Source organism: Alcanivorax sp. NBRC 102024, from assembly GCF_001602235.1.
GTDB lineage: Bacteria > Pseudomonadota > Gammaproteobacteria > Pseudomonadales > Alcanivoracaceae > Alcanivorax.
Genome location: NZ_BDAS01000003.1, coordinates 56,132 through 75,444, shown reverse-complemented (window position 1 = coordinate 75,444; position 19,313 = coordinate 56,132). Strand labels below are relative to the sequence as shown.

At 54.7% G+C, this 19,313-nt stretch carries 14 protein-coding genes; all 14 read left to right on the top strand.

Features of this window, described 5'->3' with window-relative positions; translation table 11 throughout:
- Positions 1–19 precede the first annotated feature (19 nt).
- The 14 genes from A0251_RS06610 (at position 20) to A0251_RS06545 (ending at position 19,311) form a co-directional block, all read left to right on the top strand.
- Positions 20–895 carry a DUF6160 family protein gene (locus A0251_RS06610; protein WP_062816075.1) on the top strand — a complete coding sequence of 292 codons (876 nt, stop codon included), beginning with the start codon at positions 20–22 and terminating at the stop codon, positions 893–895.
- A gap of 406 nt (positions 896–1,301) precedes the next feature.
- A complete protein-coding gene (locus tag A0251_RS06605; protein WP_062816074.1) occupies positions 1,302–2,111 on the top strand; it encodes a C39 family peptidase in 810 nt (269 codons plus the stop codon).
- Positions 2,112–2,162: 51 nt separating this feature from the next.
- Positions 2,163–3,173, top strand: a complete 1,011-nt coding sequence (locus A0251_RS06600) for a transporter (protein WP_231874180.1) — start codon at positions 2,163–2,165, stop codon at positions 3,171–3,173.
- A 30-nt stretch (positions 3,174–3,203) separates the two neighbouring features.
- Positions 3,204–4,871 (top strand): OmpP1/FadL family transporter, encoded by a 1,668-nt coding sequence (locus tag A0251_RS06595; RefSeq protein WP_062816072.1) that lies wholly within the window; start codon positions 3,204–3,206, stop codon positions 4,869–4,871.
- 129 nt (positions 4,872–5,000) lie between these two features.
- A complete protein-coding gene (locus A0251_RS06590; protein ID WP_197461870.1) occupies positions 5,001–5,828 on the top strand; it encodes a hypothetical protein in 828 nt (275 codons plus the stop codon).
- Positions 5,829–5,872: 44 nt separating this feature from the next.
- Entirely contained in the window at positions 5,873–7,819 is a 1,947-nt protein-coding gene (locus tag A0251_RS06585) for a hypothetical protein (protein ID WP_156478256.1), read from the top strand.
- 97 nt (positions 7,820–7,916) lie between these two features.
- Positions 7,917–8,615: a GntR family transcriptional regulator gene (locus A0251_RS06580; protein ID WP_062816069.1), complete on the top strand. Its 699-nt coding sequence runs from the start codon at positions 7,917–7,919 to the stop codon at positions 8,613–8,615.
- A gap of 72 nt (positions 8,616–8,687) precedes the next feature.
- Positions 8,688–9,575, top strand: a complete 888-nt coding sequence (gene prpB, locus A0251_RS06575) for a methylisocitrate lyase (RefSeq protein ID WP_062816068.1) — start codon at positions 8,688–8,690, stop codon at positions 9,573–9,575.
- An 86-nt stretch (positions 9,576–9,661) separates the two neighbouring features.
- Positions 9,662–10,792 (top strand): 2-methylcitrate synthase, encoded by a 1,131-nt coding sequence (gene prpC, locus A0251_RS06570; RefSeq protein ID WP_062816067.1) that lies wholly within the window; start codon positions 9,662–9,664, stop codon positions 10,790–10,792.
- Between the two features lie 168 nt (positions 10,793–10,960).
- Positions 10,961–13,552, top strand: coding sequence for a Fe/S-dependent 2-methylisocitrate dehydratase AcnD (gene acnD / locus A0251_RS06565; protein WP_062816066.1), 2,592 nt, complete (start codon positions 10,961–10,963; stop codon positions 13,550–13,552).
- 116 nt (positions 13,553–13,668) lie between these two features.
- Positions 13,669–14,847 carry a 2-methylaconitate cis-trans isomerase PrpF gene (gene prpF, locus A0251_RS06560; protein WP_062816065.1) on the top strand — a complete coding sequence of 393 codons (1,179 nt, stop codon included), beginning with the start codon at positions 13,669–13,671 and terminating at the stop codon, positions 14,845–14,847.
- A 166-nt stretch (positions 14,848–15,013) separates the two neighbouring features.
- On the top strand, positions 15,014–16,498 hold the full coding sequence (locus A0251_RS06555) for a bifunctional 2-methylcitrate dehydratase/aconitate hydratase (RefSeq protein WP_062816064.1): 1,485 nt from the start codon (positions 15,014–15,016) through the stop codon (positions 16,496–16,498).
- Between the two features lie 402 nt (positions 16,499–16,900).
- Positions 16,901–18,634 carry a hypothetical protein gene (locus A0251_RS06550; RefSeq protein ID WP_156478255.1) on the top strand — a complete coding sequence of 578 codons (1,734 nt, stop codon included), beginning with the start codon at positions 16,901–16,903 and terminating at the stop codon, positions 18,632–18,634.
- Entirely contained in the window at positions 18,634–19,311 is a 678-nt protein-coding gene (locus tag A0251_RS06545; protein WP_156478254.1) for a DUF6160 family protein, read from the top strand. Before A0251_RS06550 ends, A0251_RS06545 begins: the two co-directional genes overlap by 1 nt.
- Positions 19,312–19,313: the final 2 nt, after the last annotated feature.

The following is a 19,313-nucleotide window of genomic DNA, read 5'->3' as shown; positions in this document are numbered from 1 at the left end:
TGCACACGAGGAGATTACAATGAAATTCAAGAAGCTTGCTCTGGCGGCCGCCGTTGCAGCCCTTCCGGCTACCGGTTTTTCCATGGAAGCCATGGAAGACAGCGCGCTGTCCGGTGTGACTGGTCAGGACGGTATCGTTGTAGATATCAGTGCAAATATTGATGCTGATGTAGTGATCCATGACAGGGGCGGTTTTACTGGCTATGCAAATGATGGCGCCATCGTTATGGACGGTTTTAGTATTGATGATGGGGCTGGCGGTAATGCGTCTATTCGTCTGGATATTGATGCTGGCGATAGTGCGGTAACTGGAACTGCTCCGATTTTGCAGGTTGCCGTCAGCATGCCTACTGGTGTAACTATCAATACTGGCACGATTAAAGTTGCTAATAGTGAAAGGGACGACGGGACTCCAGATTGGGGTTGGGATGCTGCCACCGAAGAGTCAATCATTGATCCAATTTCGATTGCCTTGGGTGCAGGTACATCGCTTAATATTCAACTTGGTAATGAGTTGCAGAGCGTTGGCGGTACCAACACTAATATGATCGCTCTAAGTTCGACAATTACTGGTGGTTTGAAGCTCGGTGATGCAAGTGACGCCACTAACAATTTGGCTATTGTCGATGCAGCAACTGCTGGCAGTAATGCGGGTGGTGGCCGTTTGGGCGCAAGCGAAATTTTGATTACAGACGCTAGTAGCACAAATCTTACGGCTAATGTTGGTATTGATGTAAGTTCTTCTGGCTTGGTTGTTGATATGTCCGGTAGCTCCCCGATGGACATCAAAATGTCGGACGTGATTCTTGGTGACGCTGCCGGTAACTACTTAGGCGATGTTGCGATTCTGGGTCTGGACATGTCCTCATCTACTGTGACCATCTCTGGTAAGTGATCTGAAGTGCTGGAGACTACGCTTATGAGTTAATGTTTCGAATTGGCTCATTGCAGGTTTAAGGCTTGTTTCTGATTAGTCCGGCTTCCTTTCACTGGAAGCCGGATTTTTTATTGTGGCTTATATAGATAGGAAAACGAAAGCGCGTTTAATTTTGTTGCTGTCATCTCTTTCGATGAAAGCCCTGTCGAAGGGATGCTAATTACTGAGTTCAGCAGCTGGGTGAGAAAGACTTTGATTCCTGTCGGAGGCTTGGGCTGAGGTGTGTTTCTTTGGGCAAGGGCCGCAGTTGGCTGCATCGCCAACCCTGTCTGTCTGAATAGGTGGTTGCCTGCCTACGGGTACATGGTTAACATGTCTGCCTATGTTGGAAACAAACAATAACAATAATAGCGGATAACTTGCCATGCTGACGTCCATGCTGGGTGTAGCGCTGATCTACTTTGCGGCCAATGAGTCGGTTGTGGTCGAGCCCCCTGAAAAAGGCGTGATCTACTACGAGCACCCCACTGGTGACGGTCCTCTCCGTGAGCGGGGGTTACCCGTCAAACCGGTTTCCGAATTCCGTTATCATAATGTCACACGCCAGGCGTACGATTATTCCTGTGGCTCTGCTGCATTGACGACCGTGCTGAATCAATATCTTGGACGCCAGTTCCAGGAGCGCCAGATAATGGAAGGGCTTCTGCGGTTCGGCGAAACCGAGAAGATTGTCCAGCGGCGAGGCTTTTCGTTATTGGATATGAAACGATTGGCAACGGCTCTGGGTCATCCCAGTGGTGGCTTCAAGGCGGAAATCAAGGACATCAAAACGCTCGACCACCCCGCCATCGTGCCTATCGCCTATGGGGGCTTCAAGCACTTCGTTGTTTTGAAAAAATACCAGAATGGCCATGTGTTTGTGGCTGATCCTGCACTGGGAAATATCAGTTTTACCGAATCCAAATTCCTTGAGGTCTGGGACCAGAACGTCCTCTTTATTGTCTTCCCCAATGGCTTTGAGCCTCAGGATGGTCTGGAATTAACAGATTATGATCTCCGTTTGCTCGACGAGCGGACGGTCAATCGTTTGGCCTTCCAGGAGTTTCCTGTATTCACCAATACCATTGAGAACTGGGCTGACAAGGCCAGTACGCTTCGCCGAGTATTGATTGAGGAAGACGATGGCTCAGAGAGGGTCATCAATGTGCCAACCCGTACCTATTTCAGAAAATAAGAGCCTGCAGTGGCAAATAACAAACAGAATAAATGAAGGCTTTGCATGAACATGAAGTCTGGAAAAGTGGCAGCCCTGGCTGCACTTCTGCTTGCCCAGCCCGTTGCCTGGGCGGCTGAAAGCGTTGAGGAAGCGCGTGATGCCCTGCAGACCAAAGAAGACGATGTAACCGAAGAAAAGAACCTGGAAGAGGTGTTTCAGGCCGCAGAGAAACAGTACTCCCTGCTGCCCAGTGGGCAGATGTCGCTGAATTTCTCTGCCAACTATAATTATTATCGTGATGACCGTATTGATATCGCTCTGGACGAAGACAGCGGCAACATCAGCCGGTTTCGCATTGAACAGGACGCCCAGCACTCCTTCGGCTCGTCCTTGTCCTTTGACTACGGGATCTGGAACAACCTGACCTTCAATACCCGCCTGCCGGTCTCGTACAAATATGACACCGAAAAAGATGTGTCCCAGGCTGCCCTGGGGGATGTTTCCTTTGGTTTGCGCTATCAGCCTTTCCCGGTGCGGCCTGGTGCGGTTAACACCACCCTTTACACCACGTTGACCACCCCTACCGGTGACAGTCCTTACGACATCAACGTCAATAGTGAGGTGTCCAGTGGCTCCGGCTTTTACTCCCTGGGCGGTGGCGTGAGTATGAGCAAGGTTGTTGATCCGGTCGTACTCTACGGTTCCTTAGGCTACACCATGGCCTTTGATATTACCGGGCTTAATCAGCGTCGTGGGTCTGACATCCTTGAGGAAGTGAACCCCGGCGACAGTATCAACTTCTCCATGGGGATGGCCTATGCACTTTCCTATGAAGTGTCCTTAAGCGCCAGCTACCAGCAATCCTATAATTTTGATACCGAATTCTTTTTTGATGGTGGGCGTATTGCCCGCTCTGAAGACTCCACTTCCAGTGTGGTGAACACCTCCATTGGCCTGCGTACTTCCAAGAACCGCATCATTAATTTCAGTTTCGGCTTCGGTCTCACCGAAGACTCTCCCGACGTGTTGCTTGGGTTGTCAATGCCGATTGATTTCAGTGCTCTGAAACCCGGTGCCTAAGCCGACATTTGCAGTTGTGAGAGGCATGCCATGAAAAATAACAAGAAGGCGTTGGTCTTTGGCCTGGTGGCTCTGCTGGGAGGAGCGTTTGCAACGAGTGTCAACGCCCAGCTGGCGAACAACCTAGCGATCGATGTGCGGGCCATGAGCATGGGCCACGCAGTCACGGCCGATCCACCGGGGATTATGGCTATTCACTTTAACCCGGCGGGTCTTGCCAAACTGGATGGTCGCAGGGTCGATTTGCAGTTTCTGGCAGCAGACTTCAGCTTGAACTCGGAGTTCTCCGCGCCACCGGACTATAACGTTTTCGGCTTTTCCGATGATCCGGTGGTTTGTAATGATGCTCCCAATGATGGTGTGGATTTCTGTCGGGACTTTAAAACCGCGAACAGTACTATTGAGGGGATTTCTCTCTATGTCCCCTTTATTAACGATACCGTGGATCTGCCGCCGGGGCCGTTGATTGCCGGCCCATTGCCGGCATTTTCCATTCGCCCGGCAGGCTCCAAATTTACCTTCGGCACCGCCACGTATTTGCCCATGGCGGCCGGTTTTTATCGTGATGAAGATGATGTCGGTAACTTCATGGGTGAAAGGGTTGCTCTGGAGCGGATTACCTATCTTTCCCCATCGGTGGGCTACCGGGTGAATGACGAGCTTTCGATCGGTGCCTCCATCGGCATGAGTTTTCAGGCGGTTGCCCTGGAGCAAGATTTTCGTGCTCCCAACGAGCTTTTGGGCTTTGCTCGAGTGCTGGATGAAAGCATCTGTGCCCCCTTCAAGGGGGAATCGAACATCGCGCTAGATCTGATCCTGTTCGGGATATGTCGACCGGAGGAAGGCCTGGGACCTTTCAAGAACCTGGCATCCCTGGACGTCAAAATGGATCAGCGGTTCAGCCCCTCTTACAACCTGGGCGTCTTGTGGGAGCCTAATGACCGTTTTGCCTGGGGGGCCGTATGGCGCTCTGCGGCCAAAACGCATATGCGCGGTGATTATAAAATCAGCTACTCCAATGCTGCCCAGGAAACCATCAATGGCATTGGTGGATCCGCCACCGGGGCCATTGCCCTGGCGGTGCTTGGGATACCTTCTCGTGTTGCACCAGAGGAAGTGGGCCGTGTCAGTATGGATTTGACCATGCCGGCGTCATTCCAGACCGGCATCAAAATTCGCCCCACCGAAAGACTGCAGTTTAATATCGATGCGGTCTGGGCGGATTACAAAGAGTGGGATTCCTTCGATTTTGCCTTTGACCGCAGCTCGGCGGTGCTTAGTCTGGCGCGGCTGTTTTCACCGGGTTCTACCTCAACACGGCTGAGTTACCCGCTGAACTACCAGTCCACGTGGAATCTGGCGTTTGGTGCATCCTATGACCTCACCGGTCGTATCCAGCTTCGCGCCGGGTACGAGCCGCGGGCATCGGCAATTCCCGAGGATCGCCGCAGCCCGCTGGTGCCGATCAACGAGGCCAAGTACTACAGCCTGGGTCTTGGCTACAAATGGGATAAGGATACGGATATCGACCTGGGGATTGCCCAGCTTCGTAGCGAGGATGAAATCCCGGCGAATTCAAGCTGTGCGGCAAACTGTACGGGTATCGACAATGTGGTGTACAACCCCTATGCGGGGCTGGATATCAAAACCGAAGCGACAGTCACGATTATGGGGCTGGCGTTCAGGACCCGTTTCTAATATTGCATAGAACGAACGCTGCCAGGTTGGCTTGCGAGGAGTCCTGCAGAATCATCATGGGTGCGCAGTCGTGGAGAACACAAGAAGATGCAGGGTAATGGTGTGAAGCCGATAATGCATTCTTTCGCATTGGTGGTGGCCCTTTGCCTGCTTCTTTCTGCCTGCCAAAGCAGCACGGGGCAGGGTGAGTTTTACGTTTACACGGATGCCCAGGGGAACCTGGTTACCATTGAAAAGCCCGTGTCGGAGCAAGCCGCGGAAGAGGCCAAGGAAGACAGTGTTGAAACTGTCGACACATCCGGTGCGGATTTGCTGTCTGCACCCCTTGAAGATTACCGGCCCAGTGAAGAGATTGACCAGGAGCTTGCAGCGAAAGAGCGAGACCGCTTCATCACCTATGTGGATGAAAGTGGTCAACTAGTGAGCCGTCCGGTGGATATGGTGGCAGAGAAAGAAGCCAAAAACCGGGTTGAGCCTGACTATGCGGAGTTACCCGGCGGCGATGGGTTCCTGGAAACCTACCGGACGATAAGGCAGGATTGCTGCCTGCACTTGCTTGACGAAATCGAAACCCTTGGCGCCGGGCAGGAAATGCTGATTACGTTTGGCCCGGACAGTCCGGTCTTGCTTGGTGATCAGCCATTCAAGGCAAAAGCTCTGAAGTTGGCCGAAAATGTTAACAGTCTTGATCTGAAGGCATTTATCCGAAAAAAAGACTATGTGGCTGCCCAGCTTCTCTGGCTGGATGAGCAGGGGCGCCCATTGCTTCTTGTCGATCAACCGTTCAGCCGAAAATACCCGGAGACCTGGTACCGTTACGGCTATCTGCATGGAACCTTTCCGCGTGAATCCGGTCAACGCCACTTGGTGCTTTTCCTGCCTTATCAACAACAACAGCCAAGCACTGATGGGCTGCAGGCAGTACTGAACGGCGAATTGCTGCTATCCGCCCAATGAATTCAGTCGGGACCTTCCTGGCTTGAGATGACAGGTAAAGAATTATGCGACATCTAACATTAATGGCTATTGCTGCCCTGGCGCTGGCTGGCTGTAATGGCGGCGAGGATTTTTCTGATGCCACGGTTCCGGGGTGTCCGTTAGGGGCTAACTGTGACATCAACCCTCGCGGTGATTCACTGATCGAGTTGCAAGGGCCGCGTGTTGCAAACCTGGGTTATCGGTGCGGCAATTCCAATGGCTTTACACGTGATGAGGCCTATACGCCCGCGGGGGTTGATATTGAAGTGCCAGCATTTCATGCCCTTTGCCCCGCCAATTCTCGCAGTATTGAATTTTATATCGGGAGTGCGATTTTTGAAGGCAATCGCGTCAGCTTGGGTACATACCTGCTGCCGCAGCAGTTGCGCAAGGGAACCTACCAATTAACCCTTGCGGATTTGATTGAATCGCCTCGTCGTACCGCGATCCGAGAAGGTGCGCTGGGTACAGCCAGCCCGGCACTGAACCGCTCTGCGTTGCTTCATGCTCTCAATCAACAGGGGAATGACCCTGCCGACAAGATCATTATTCCCGGCGACCAGGCTCTGCCTGCCGACCCCGGTGATCCCAACACCATTCTTGATGCGCAACCTGAACTTGCCGCAGACAATGGTTTTGACTACAGCGATTTTGACGATTTCAAGGCTGCTTGGCAGGGCTTTATTGACCGGGTAAACGCTGAAACCCCCGTGGATGGGTTTGCCAACGATACCGGCAATTACGAGGCTCGCCTTGTTGAGGGGAATAACCGCACCCGCGCCGGCCTCTATGCCTTTGAAATTGCTGGCGAGTGCATCATTCTTGAGGGGTGTGATTTTGGTGGAGAGGATGGCTCGACGGTATCCTTTACTCTCAATGCATTGGTTCTCCCTGATGGCGATATTCTCGGTGGCGGTTTGGGTGTGCGGGCCTCAGAGGGAGGTAATGAGGTACTGGATTACCTGAGCTTCAGCTCCACTGCTGGATTATCCGCGCTTCTTGAACTTCAGAATCAAAGCGACGACACACTGTCGGTCAATCTCCTGAGTGCGGGCATCGGTGATGCTGCGGATAACAATACCGATGCCCAGGTATCTGGCCGTTTCCTTGGCTCAAGCCTTTATGCTGGTGTGGAGATCCAGGGTAACAGCGATTTCCGGCTGGACTTTCCCGGTGCTGATTCGGAACTGGAAGAGGAAGAGAAGGGGAAAATAACCGGCAAGTTACTTGATGAGCAATTGACCGGTGAGCCGCTTCCTTTCCGGGCTACCAAAACCGGTTTTGTTCAGGCGAAGCCTGATATCGCTGTTGAGTTAGTCGGTGATTACACGATTCGTTTGATGCGGGCTTGTGTGAATGACGACCTTGGCGATGACGATGACGCCGGCGTCTGCATGGATATTATCGATCCGAACGAGGACACGGAGGATAATGAAGAAATCAGCAGTGATGGCGGCAATTATCCCGAGACGCTTGGCGGAGAGACGGTAACCCGTGAACGTGTGCGAAATGACGAAAATGATATCGGCGAATTTTGTTTAAGGATTGCTTCAGACGGACTGGTAACCACTGGGGCCGCTGGCGTTTGCGGTAATACCTATGCCGTTGGCCTTGTCACCCGAAGTTTTGACGACCCCAAAAGCGCCAATCTTTCCATTCGGCTGGCACCAGGCATCGACCAACGGGAAGACATCCCGCATTTCAATGCAACTATTGAGGGGCGTGTTGATCTCACTGTCGAGGCAGATGATTGTGCCCCTCTTTACCGGCTCTCTGATGAAAACTTCGAAATTGGTCTTCGTGCTCGTTGGGTAGAGGAGACATTTTTGCCGCGCATCGTTCTTGCGGGTTTCGGGGAAGAGGGGCCTAGCGGACCTGAGTCACGGCGGTTCAATTCACTGCGCAGTGGTGCTGTGCAATTCTTTAAGGGTGCGCCTGGCGATCCTGACTGTGACCCAATGGCTCCTTAGACTTAACGCCAATTGTCAACAATGCCCCTTGAAACATCCTGTTTAGAGGCGTAAAGTCCAGCCCGGTTGTTCAGATTGTCAACAATCGGGCTGTTTTATGTCTATAGCTTCCCCAGGCACACTTTCAGATAGTCGTGCACGAACACTGGCAGACCGGGTCTTTGCCCGGCTCCAGGACGATATCGTGCGCGGGGAGATACTGCCTGGTTCCAAGGTCAGCGAAACCGAGCTGGCCAGCCGCTATGGCGTCAGTCGTGGCCCCCTCCGTGAAGCGATACGCCGCCTGGAATCCCGCAAATTGCTTGAAAGAGTGGTGCATGTGGGGACTCGCGTGGCCTCTCTCAGTGTCAGTGACCTGATCGAAATCTACCATGTGCGTGAAGCTCTGGAAGGCATGGCCGCCCGGCTCGCCGCCGAGCATATGACTGCCGAGGAAGTCCGCGGCCTCTATGATGTGCTGGCCCAGCATGAGCAGCAGCAGGATCTGCGTGAGGATGTGGCCTATTTCCAGCGCGAAGGGGATCTGGACTTTCACTACCGCATTATTCAGGGCAGCCACAATGCCACGCTCAGCCAGTTACTGATCGGTGAGCTCTACCACCTGGTGCGTATGTATCGCTATCAGTTCAGCACCGTGGCCAATCGGCCCCAGAAAGCCCTTAATGAACATCGTCGTATCGTGGAAGCGATCGAGGCCCGGGATGCGGAAATGGCCGAGCTGTTAATGCGTCGCCATATCAGCAGTGCCCGCAAGAATATCGAAAACCAGTACACCATATCGCCAGATACCCCGTAGGAGCCATGCTAGCGTGGCGAACCTGGTTCGCATGCTGGCAAGCTCCTGAGGCACATAACGAGGAGATTGAGTATGAGTAAACTGACCGCCGGGGGCCGTTTCCGCAAGGCGTTGGCCGAAGAAAAACCGTTGCAAGTCATGGGCACCATCAACGCCTACGCGGCAATGATGGCAGAACAGACCGGGTACCGGGCGATCTATCTGTCTGGTGGCGGAGTGGCCAATGCCAGCTATGGCCTGCCGGATCTGGGCATGACCAGCATGAACGACGTGTTGGAAGACGTGCGCCGCATCTCCAGTGCCGTGGAAACCCCGCTGCTGGTAGATATCGATACCGGTTGGGGTGGGGCGTTCAATATCTCCCGTACCGTCAAGGAAATGATCAAGGCCGGCGCTGGCGCGGTGCATCTGGAAGACCAGGTGGCGCAGAAGCGTTGTGGGCACCGTCCGAACAAGGAAATTGTTTCCCAGGAGGAAATGGTTGACCGGGTCAAGGCGGCCGTAGACGGCAAGACCGATGATGATTTCTTCATCATTGCCCGTACCGACGCCTTCCAGAAAGATGGCCTGGAGGCGGCCATCGAGCGTTCCAGAGCCTGTATTGATGCCGGAGCAGACGGCATCTTTGCTGAGGCTGTGCACACCCTGGAAGATTACAAGGCCTTCAAGAAAGGGCTTGGGGATGTGCCGCTGTTGGCCAATATCACTGAATTTGGTGCGACGCCACTCTTCACCCGCGAAGAGCTGGCAGAGGCTGGCGCCGACATGATCCTGTATCCGCTGAGTGCGTTCCGTGCCATGAACCAGGCAGCGTTGAAGGTGTACCAGAGCATCCGCGAGCAGGGTCATCAGAAGGATGTGGTAGACATCATGCAGACACGTATGGAACTGTACGATTTCCTGAACTACCACGATTACGAACAGAAGCTGGATGCGCTCTTCGCCAAAGGCAAGGGCTGAGAGATTTTATCTGGGAGCGGCTTGAAAGACGTTCCCACAGAGCAGAATTCGTATTGCTGAAAATGAGTTTCACAAGGAGATAAACAATGGCAGAAGGCAAAAAACTCGGTGGCGCAGGCCTGCGCGGCCAGGTAGCAGGTAAAACCGCACTCTCCACCGTTGGCAAGAGTGGCTCGGGGCTGACCTACCGTGGTTATGATGTGAAAGATCTTGCCGAGAACTGCGAGTTCGAGGAAGTGGCACACCTGATCCTGAAAGGGGAGCTGCCTACCCAGGATCAGCTGGCCACCTACAAGGCCAAGTTGAAAAGCCTGCGCGGTCTGCCTGATGCGCTGAAAACTGTTCTGGAGCAAATCCCCAAGGATGCGCACCCCATGGATGTGATGCGCACCGGCTGCTCCATGCTGGGTAATCTGGAAACGGAAACCGATTTCAGTCAGCAGGAAGATGCCACCGACCGTCTGCTGGCCGCTTTCCCCAGCATCATCTGCTACTGGTACCGTTTCAGCCACGATGGCGTGAAAATCGATCCGGAAACTGACGACGAGTCCATTGGCGCCCACTTCCTGCATCTTCTGCGCGGCGAAAAGCCCAACGAGCTGCACGAGCGGGTAATGAACGTATCTCTGATTCTCTATGCAGAGCATGAGTTCAACGCGTCTACCTTCACTGCCCGTGTTTGTGCATCCACCCTGAGCGATTTGCACAGCTGTGTCACCGGTGCCATCGGTTCTTTGCGGGGTCCGTTGCATGGCGGCGCCAACGAAGCGGCCATGGACATGATCGAGAAGTTTTCCGATGCGGAGCATGCCGAGAAAGAAATGATGGGCATGCTGGAGCGCAAGGAAAAGATCATGGGCTTCGGCCACGCGATCTACACCGAATCCGATCCGCGGAATGCCATCATCAAGCAATGGTCCGAAAAGCTGGCCAAGGATGTGGGCGATACGGTGCTGTATCCGGTATCCGTGCGTTGTGAAGAAGTTATGTGGCGCGAGAAGAAACTGTTCTGCAACGCGGATTTTTTCCATGCATCTGCGTATCACTTCATGGGCATTCCCACCAAACTGTTCACCCCTATCTTCGTGATGAGCCGTCTGACTGGCTGGGCCGCCCACGTGTTCGAGCAACGTGCCGATAACCGCATCATCCGTCCCAGTGCGGAGTACACCGGTCCGGAACTGCGCAAGGTAACCCCGATCGCCGAGCGCGGCTGATTGACCGCGCCGGGCGTCTGATGTCGGACGCCCGGCGCTCAAGCCGATGCGGATCGAGGTGGCTTGATTGTCAACATTCGATACCCATTTGAGCGCAGCAGAAATTGTTTAAAGCGTCTGACGTGCGACTGTAAGACGTCCCCAGGATTGACTAAAGAGTCCCAGGCTATGAACACCGAATACCGCAAAGCCCTTCCCGGCACCGAGCTGGAGTATTTCGACACCCGTGCGGCCGTCGATGCGATCCAGCCTGGGGCCTACGACAAACTGCCGTACACTTCACGGATTCTCGCCGAACAGCTGGTTCGCCGCTGTGCGCCGGAAGCATTGACCGACTCGCTGAACCAGCTGATCGAGCGTAAACGCGATCTGGATTTCCCCTGGTATCCGGCCCGGGTTGTCTGTCACGACATCCTGGGCCAGACCGCATTGGTGGATCTGGCCGGCTTGCGCGACACCATCGCCGAGCAGGGCGGTGATCCGTCCAAGGTTAACCCGGTGGTACCGACCCAGCTGATCGTCGATCACTCCCTGGCTGTGGAACACCCGGGCTTTGAAGATAATGCCTTCGAGAAAAACCGGGCGGTGGAAGAACGCCGCAACGAAGACCGTTTCCACTTCATCAACTGGACCAAGACCGCCTTTGATAACGTGGACGTGATTCCGCCGGGTAATGGCATCATGCACCAGATCAACCTGGAGAAAATGTCGCCGGTGGTCCAGGTGCGCGATGGCGTTGCCTACCCGGATACCTGTGTCGGTACCGACAGCCATACGCCCATGGTGGATGCGCTCGGCGTAATTTCTGTTGGTGTCGGTGGTCTCGAGGCCGAGAACGTGATGCTGGGCAACCCGTCCATGATGCGTCTGCCTGACATCGTCGGCGTGGAGCTCACCGGCAAACTGCGTCCCGGCATTAACGGTACTGATCTGGTACTGGCGATCACCGAGTTCCTGCGCCGCGAGCGTGTTGTCGGTGCCTACCTGGAATTCTTCGGCGAAGGCGCTGACAGCCTGTCCGTGGGCGATCGTGCTACCATCGCCAACATGACGCCGGAATATGGCGCCACTGCCGGCATGTTCTTCATCGACGATAACACCCTGGAATACCTGAAGCTCACCGGCCGCGAAGACAAGCAGGTGTCGCTGGTGGAAACCTATGCCAAAGCCACCGGCCTGTGGGCAGACAGCCTGAAGACCGCCGAATACGAGCGCGTTCTCAAGTTCGACATGACCAGCGTCGGCCGCAACCTGGCAGGCCCTTCCAACCCTCATGCCTTGCTGCCGGCCTCTGAACTGGCCAATCGTGGCATCTCCGGCAAGTGGGAAGAGAAAGAAGGCGAAATGCCGGATGGCGCGGTGATCATTGCTGCCATCACCAGCTGCACCAACACCAGTAACCCGCGCAACATGATCGCTGCCGGCCTGATTGCCCGCAACGCCAACAAGCTGGGCCTGATCCGCAAGCCCTGGGTGAAATCCTCCCTGGCGCCGGGCTCCAAGACCGTCAAGATGTACCTGGAAGAAGCGGACCTGCTGCCGGAACTGCAGCAGCTGGGCTTTGATGTGGTGGCCTTTGCCTGCACCACCTGTAACGGCATGAGTGGCGCGCTGGATCCCAAAATCCAGAAAGAAGTGATTGATCGCGACCTGTACGCCACCGCGGTACTGTCCGGTAACCGGAACTTCGATGGACGTATTCACCCTTACGCCAAGCAGGCCTTCCTGGCTTCGCCACCGCTGGTGGTGGCCTACGCCATTGCCGGTACCATCCGTTTCGATATCGAGAAGGATGTGCTGGGCCACGACCAGGATGGTAATCCGATCATGCTCAAGGATATCTGGCCGGCTGACGAGGAAATCGATGCCATCGTCAAGGCATCCGTAAAGCCGGATCAGTTCCGTAAAACCTACATCCCCATGTTCGAGAAGAAAGGCGACGGCGCGCGCGCAGCCAGCCCGCTATACGACTGGCGCCCGCAGAGCACCTACATCCGCCGTCCGCCGTACTGGGAAGGCACCATGGCCGAGGCCCGTGCCCTGAAAGGTATGCGTCCGCTGGCGATCCTGCCGGACAATATCACCACTGACCATTTGTCGCCCTCCAACGCCATCCTGCTGGACAGCGCTGCCGGTGCCTACTTGCACAAGATGGGCCTGCCGGAGGAAGACTTTAACTCCTACGCCACGCACCGTGGCGATCACCTGACGGCCCAGCGTGCCACCCTGGCCAACCCGAAGCTGTTCAACGAGATGGTCAAGGACGAGCAGGGCAATGTGATCCAGGGCTCCCTGGCCCGGGTTGAACCGGAAGGCGAAGTGAAGCGCATGTGGGAAGCCATTGAGACCTACATGGACCGCAAACAGCCGCTGATCATTATCGCCGGCGCCGACTACGGCCAGGGTTCATCCCGTGACTGGGCGGCTAAAGGTGTGGCTCTTGCGGGTGTGGAAGCCATCGTTGCCGAAGGCTTCGAACGCATCCACCGTACCAACCTCATCGGCATGGGTGTCATGCCTCTGCAGTTTGAAGAAGGTACTACCCGCAAGACCCTGGGTCTGGCCGGCACAGAGATCTTCGACGTGGAAGGGGAGCGCGCGCCCGGGTCCACCATGACCCTGGTGATCCACCGCCAGAATGGCGATGTGGAACGTGTACCGGTCAAGTGCCGCCTGGATACTGCCGAGGAAGTCTCCGTGTATTCCGCCGGCGGCATCCTGCAGAAGTTCGCCAAGGACTTCATGGCAGAGGCGAGTTAAGTCGTTCGTTAATGTGAGCAAGGCTTCAGCGAAATTTGTTGGAGCCTTGTTCGCAAGGCGAAGAATCTGAAACCCCGATGGCTTCGCTCATCGGGGTTTTTTGAAGGAGAAAACGCATGACTCATGCACCTCAAATAAAAGTCCCCGCCACCTACATGCGTGGGGGCACCAGCAAAGGCGTGTTCTTCAGTCTCACGGATCTGCCGGAGGTGGCCCAGGTCCCGGGCGAGGCCCGTGACAAACTGTTGCTGCGAGTGATCGGCAGCCCGGACCCCTACGGCAAACACACTGACGGCATGGGTGGTGCCACATCCAGCACCAGCAAAACAGTGATTCTGGCCAAGAGCGAGAGCACCGATCATGACGTGGATTACCTGTTCGGTCAGGTCTCCATCGACAAGCCCTTTATTGACTGGAGCGGCAATTGCGGCAACCTGACTGCGGCGGTAGGGGCTTTTGCCATCAATAATGGACTGGTAGCTGCCGAACGGATTCCTGAAAATGGCATTGCGGTGGTGCGCATCTGGCAGGTGAATATCCAGAAAACCATCATCGCCCACGTACCGATCACTAACGGGGAAGTCCAGGAAACCGGTGACTTCGAGCTGGACGGGGTGACCTTTCCGGCCGCGGAAGTGCAGGTGGACTTCATGGACCCGGCAGACGGCGACGGCGCCATGTTCCCCACGGGCAATGTGGTTGATGAGCTGGAAGTCCCCGGCGTCGGATCCTTCCCCGCGACCATGATCAATGCCGGTATTCCTACGGTTTTCGTGAACGCAGAAGATATCGGTTACAGAGGTACAGAGCTGCAGGGCGACATTAACGAAAACAAGGAGGCGTTGCAGAGGTTTGAGACCATTCGTGCCTATGGCGCCGTGCGCATGGGACTGATCGAGAATATCGAGGAAGCAGAAGCCCGCCAGCACACCCCCAAAATTGCTTTTGTGGCAAAACCGAAGGCGTATACCGCATCCAGTGGCAAGCAAATCGGAGAAGGGGAGGTGGACCTGCTGGTGCGGGCCTTGTCCATGGGCAAGCTGCACCACGCAATGATGGGCACCGCCGCCGTGGCCATCGCCAGTGCCTCGGCGGTACCGGGCACCCTGGTTAACCTGGCCGCCGGTGGAGGCGAACGTGACAGTGTAACCTTCGGCCACCCCTCCGGCACCCTGCGCGTCGGTGCCGGCGCCCAGCAAGTGAACGGCCAGTGGACTGCCACCAAAGCCAGCATGAGCCGTAGTGCACGTGTGCTGATGGAAGGCTGGGTGCGGGTCCCCGGCGACTGCTTCTGATTCGCTTGGCCGACTTCGCACTGCGAGCAAGGCTCCAACAATAGCCACCCCCGTTGGAGCCTTGCTCGCAAGGCGAATATCCGCCGATTTAGTCTTCTCCAACCCTTGACCCTCTGTCATCCCGGGGCGACCCTGAAAGCCAACCCAGTCAGGGGAGGCTCCCGTCATGTCCGCTAATGTCGATCATAATGAACGCCCGGATTACGATCAGGAAATCCAGGCGATCGTCGACTACGTCCTCGATTACCGGATCGACTCGGAAGAAGCCTGGGATACGGCGCGCCACTGCCTGATGGATACCCTGGGGTGTGGTTTGCTGGCACTGCGGTTTCCAGAGTGCACCAAACACCTTGGGCCGCTGGTCGAAGGCACCCTGGTTCCCCATGCTGCTCGCGTTCCGGGCACACCGCATCGCCTTGACCCGGTCAAAGCTGCCTGGGATATCGGCTGCATTGTCCGCTGGCTGGACTACAACGACACCTGGCTGGCAGCGGAGTGGGGGCATCCATCGGATAACCTGGGCGCGATACTGGCGGTGGCAGATCACCTTTCCCAGAAACGGGTGGCACAGGGTAGGGCGCCGCTGGCCATGAAGGATGTGCTGGATGCAATGATTCGGGCCCATGAAATCCAGGGCGTACTGGCACTGGAGAATTCCTTCAACAGGGTAGGGCTCGACCATGTGGTGCTTGTGAAAGTGGCGTCCACGGCCGTGGCAGCAAAAATGATGGGCGCCAATCGCGAACAGCTGCTTTCCGCCATTTCCCATGCCTGGGTTGATGGTCAGTCTCTACGTGCCTACCGCCATGCCCCCAATGCGGGCTCACGAAAATCCTGGGCTGCCGGCGATGCCACCAGCCGGGCCGTACGGCTGGCCGATATCGCGCTGAGAGGGGAGATGGGGATCCCCGGTGCGCTGACGGCCAAGCAGTGGGGCTTCTACGACGTACTGTTTTCCAAGACCAACAAGGACCAGCAGATCAAACCCGAGGCAGAGCGCAGATTCCGTTTTCAGCGAGAGTATGGCTCCTATGTCATGGAGAATATTCTCTTCAAACTCAGTTTCCCGGCAGAGTTCCATGCCCAGACGGCCTGTGAAGCGGCGGTGACGTTGCACCCTCAGGTAAAGGATCGACTCGACGAAATCGACAGGATCGAGCTTACTACCCACGATTCCGCTATTCGTATCATCTCCAAGGAGGGCAAGTTGGCCAATCCGGCGGACAGAGACCACTGTCTGCAATACATGGTCGCCGTGCCCCTCATATTCGGTGAACTGACTGCCGAACACTACGAGGATGACTTCCATGCTTGCCACCCCAGGATCGACACCCTGCGCGACAAAATGATCGTCCGGGAAGACAAACAGTACTCGTCGGATTATCACGACCCTGATAAGCGGTCCATCGCCAATGCCATCCAGATAGTTTTCAAGGATGGCTCCCGCACGGACAAGGTGGCGGTGGAATATCCCATTGGACACCGCCGTCGCAGGGAGGAGGGGATCCCTGTTCTGGAAAGCAAATTCCGTCGTAACCTGCTTACCTGCTTCCCCTTGGCGCGATCAGAGAAAATCCTGGAACGTTGCCAGGACCGTAATGGGCTTGAAATCATGCCGGTCAATGACTTCATGAGCATGCTGGCTTTGTAAGAGCTCGGCAGTACAGTCGGAGCATTTCGTCAGCCCGACGCAACCCCCGAATTTTCTGTTGGGGCCATGCTTGCATGGCGAACCGCCCAACTTCGCACCTCATCCGCATAGTTAGTGACGCCCCTTGATGCGATTCAGCATCCACAATCTCCCACAAAGTGTGCATATTTGTAACAGGCGGAGTGAATTCCTGGCGCACGAATATTTATATGCTGAGTAAACTCGGTGTATACAGGTTCCAACTTGTTGAAATTCATTAAATTTTAAATCCGACATCGTGTAGTGTTTCTGTTAACGCATGTTGTGACACGTTAACAGCCTGTGTAACCTTGTGGCATAAGTAACCAGTCCTGCCCAAAGACCCTTCATGGCCAGACTGATAACAACAAGACAGAGGTCACAGTGCGGCGCAACAACTCCCTTTCCCACATGCTGCTGGGAGCGGCCCTCACCCTCGGCGCTTCCCAGGCAATGGCTCTTCAAGAGCTGGATGATTCTTCGCTGTCTGAGGTTCAGGGGGCGGGGCTGGCCTTCCCGTTTGATGAGTTTCGCTTTGAAATGGCGCCGACTAGCTATATTGAGCTTGTAGGTAATGACACCATCCCTACGGAAACCACCTTCGTTCGCGGTGACCTTCGTTATTACGGCATGAGCATGACACGTGCTACAGAAGGCGGAGTACTTCAAAACAGTGGAGTGGATTGGCAGGGCAATGATTGCTCAGGAGGATTCCGCGGTTTGGGCTGTCCAATGAATGAGGGTTATATCGAAAACTTTTCTACCTATGACAACCCTTACGTGTGGCGAGCCTTCAATTATACGGGCTATGAGCCTGACAGTAATGGCACTCAGACCAATGATCGCGCTGTTTTTGAGATTCTTGGGCCTTCTAACATGGATACATTCCGCTGGGCTTTCTGGGGCGAGATTGAATCTGGCAGGACATACAACGCAGCAACTAACGGACTTGCTACTATCAGTGGTGCAAGTTGCGCCGCAGGTACAGGGTCAAACTGTCTGACACAGCTGCAAAACATCATTATTGGAAAACCGACAGCTCTGGAGAAACCGCGATCGATTTTTGGTGGTGAATCCAGCAGCAATCGAAATTTGGGGCCGGCACTGCGCTTTTTTCAGTATGCCGGTACGACAGGGCCAGAGGGGGATAACCCAGCCACCTATGGCTTGCAATACCTTAGCCGTTTGTCTGGTGATTACCGTTTGAGCATTAATACTACCAGCGACGCCGCCCCGCAGCGTGGTGTTATTCCCGACTTTACTAATGAAGAAGGCCTCTATTTTACCGATGTGCAGGCCTACCTGCCCTTGGGTCAGCTTCATTATCAGGCGCTGGTATTCGATAACGCCCAGCCTGGTAGTACTAATATCGGCAACCAGGATGGCAATATTGTTATTGAATTGACTCGTATTCCGAATGTGGGAGCGGTATTTAATGATTTTTATAGTTTGGCGCCGGGTGATACGGAAGGGTATCAGCGCACCGATCGTCCAAACAGATACTACGAAACTCACGGTTATGTTGAGTGGGGTAATGCCTTCCCTGCTAATGCCAATCCTAATGGCCTGGGTGGCAGCGGAGTAAGCCAGTTGCGCTTTGCTGGTGCAGGCGCACCAGATCTTTTTCTCTCAGAGCGTGCTGTAAACGCTGGCAATTTTCCAGGTGATATTTGTGGTGGAGGCAGAACTGATTCTTGTGACAGATACAATGGCACTGCGCCAAGTATAACGGTTCCTGGCACCGCAGTAACTTCATCAAGCTCTAGAGAAGACCTTTTAGAAGAGGGCGGGATAGTCTTTCTTTCACGCTCGGGAGGGGGGTGGACAGTGCTGAACAATCAGAACCAAGACGAAGGTTTTGACGTCAACACTAGAGAAGTCATGTTGGCCAGAACAAATGCCACCCAGGGAGGTATTTTTAGTTGTGGTTTGCGGCGGTGCAGAGACTTGGGCGCAAGGGCGATTGGGGGTGTGGATTTTTCTGCAATTGCTCAACAAGCAAACGAAGGAGGCTATAACCCGGTGCTCAATGTCAACGCCATAAATCTTGGTACGGCTCGTGTTGAAGGGTTGCAAATAAATCACCTAAAAATTGAAACTTTGGGGGGCGGGAATTAATGAAAGCCCTAATTCTTTTATGTATGCAGCTGATTTCTTCCGCAACGTTAGCAGCTGGTCTGCAGTCGCTTGACGATGCTACCATGAGTAACGTGACTGGCCAGGCGGGTATTGCAGTTGATCTAGAGCTGCGCATTAATACCGATGAAAATTTCAACCCCCTTTCCAACCTGGATTACTGTGACGGGCCAAGCAATGATTGCCGCATGGCATTCAATTTCCATAATCGTAACAGTGGTGGCGGTGAATGGATCGTCTGGAAAGACTTGTACGGTACTCTGAAAATTAATGATCTTCGCATCGATGCCGGGCAGACATCTGGAAACCCCAGTGGTTTTCAGGATGATATTGCAAATAACCGTTTCATAAGCGGTACCGGTGGTGGGTGTCTCCTTGATGAAAACCTCACAGCGGAGGATTGTTACCAAGGTGCCCTCGGAATTCCCATGCTGTCATTGACCTTCAATGAAGATATTGAGCTATTTTTGAATATTGGTGCTGTGGCTGTGGAGTACGGGCCGGAAGGTTACCTGCAAGATGCCCAGTCAGCCGCTCTGGGTTTACGTATTGCCGATACGGGTACTGATGGCACCATTAGCGATAACGGTTTCAGCTACGGCAATATTCACCCTGCCACCATTAAAATCGGTGGCTCCATGGGCTTGTACGGATTCTGATA

Bases quoted from the DNA above. Each gene is read 5' to 3' on its own strand.
- A0251_RS06610 (WP_062816075.1), top strand. From the start codon at position 20: ATGAAATTCAAGAAGCTTGCTCTGGCGGCCGCCGTTGCAGCCCTTCCG.
- A0251_RS06605 (WP_062816074.1), top strand. From the start codon at position 1,302: ATGCTGACGTCCATGCTGGGTGTAGCGCTGATCTACTTTGCGGCCAAT.
- A0251_RS06600 (WP_231874180.1), top strand. From the start codon at position 2,163: ATGAAGTCTGGAAAAGTGGCAGCCCTGGCTGCACTTCTGCTTGCCCAG.
- A0251_RS06595 (WP_062816072.1), top strand. From the start codon at position 3,204: ATGAAAAATAACAAGAAGGCGTTGGTCTTTGGCCTGGTGGCTCTGCTG.
- A0251_RS06585 (WP_156478256.1), top strand. From the start codon at position 5,873: ATGCGACATCTAACATTAATGGCTATTGCTGCCCTGGCGCTGGCTGGC.
- A0251_RS06580 (WP_062816069.1), top strand. From the start codon at position 7,917: ATGTCTATAGCTTCCCCAGGCACACTTTCAGATAGTCGTGCACGAACA.
- prpB (WP_062816068.1), top strand. From the start codon at position 8,688: ATGAGTAAACTGACCGCCGGGGGCCGTTTCCGCAAGGCGTTGGCCGAA.
- prpC (WP_062816067.1), top strand. From the start codon at position 9,662: ATGGCAGAAGGCAAAAAACTCGGTGGCGCAGGCCTGCGCGGCCAGGTA.
- acnD (WP_062816066.1), top strand. From the start codon at position 10,961: ATGAACACCGAATACCGCAAAGCCCTTCCCGGCACCGAGCTGGAGTAT.
- prpF (WP_062816065.1), top strand. From the start codon at position 13,669: ATGACTCATGCACCTCAAATAAAAGTCCCCGCCACCTACATGCGTGGG.
- A0251_RS06555 (WP_062816064.1), top strand. From the start codon at position 15,014: ATGTCCGCTAATGTCGATCATAATGAACGCCCGGATTACGATCAGGAA.
- A0251_RS06545 (WP_156478254.1), top strand. From the start codon at position 18,634: ATGAAAGCCCTAATTCTTTTATGTATGCAGCTGATTTCTTCCGCAACG.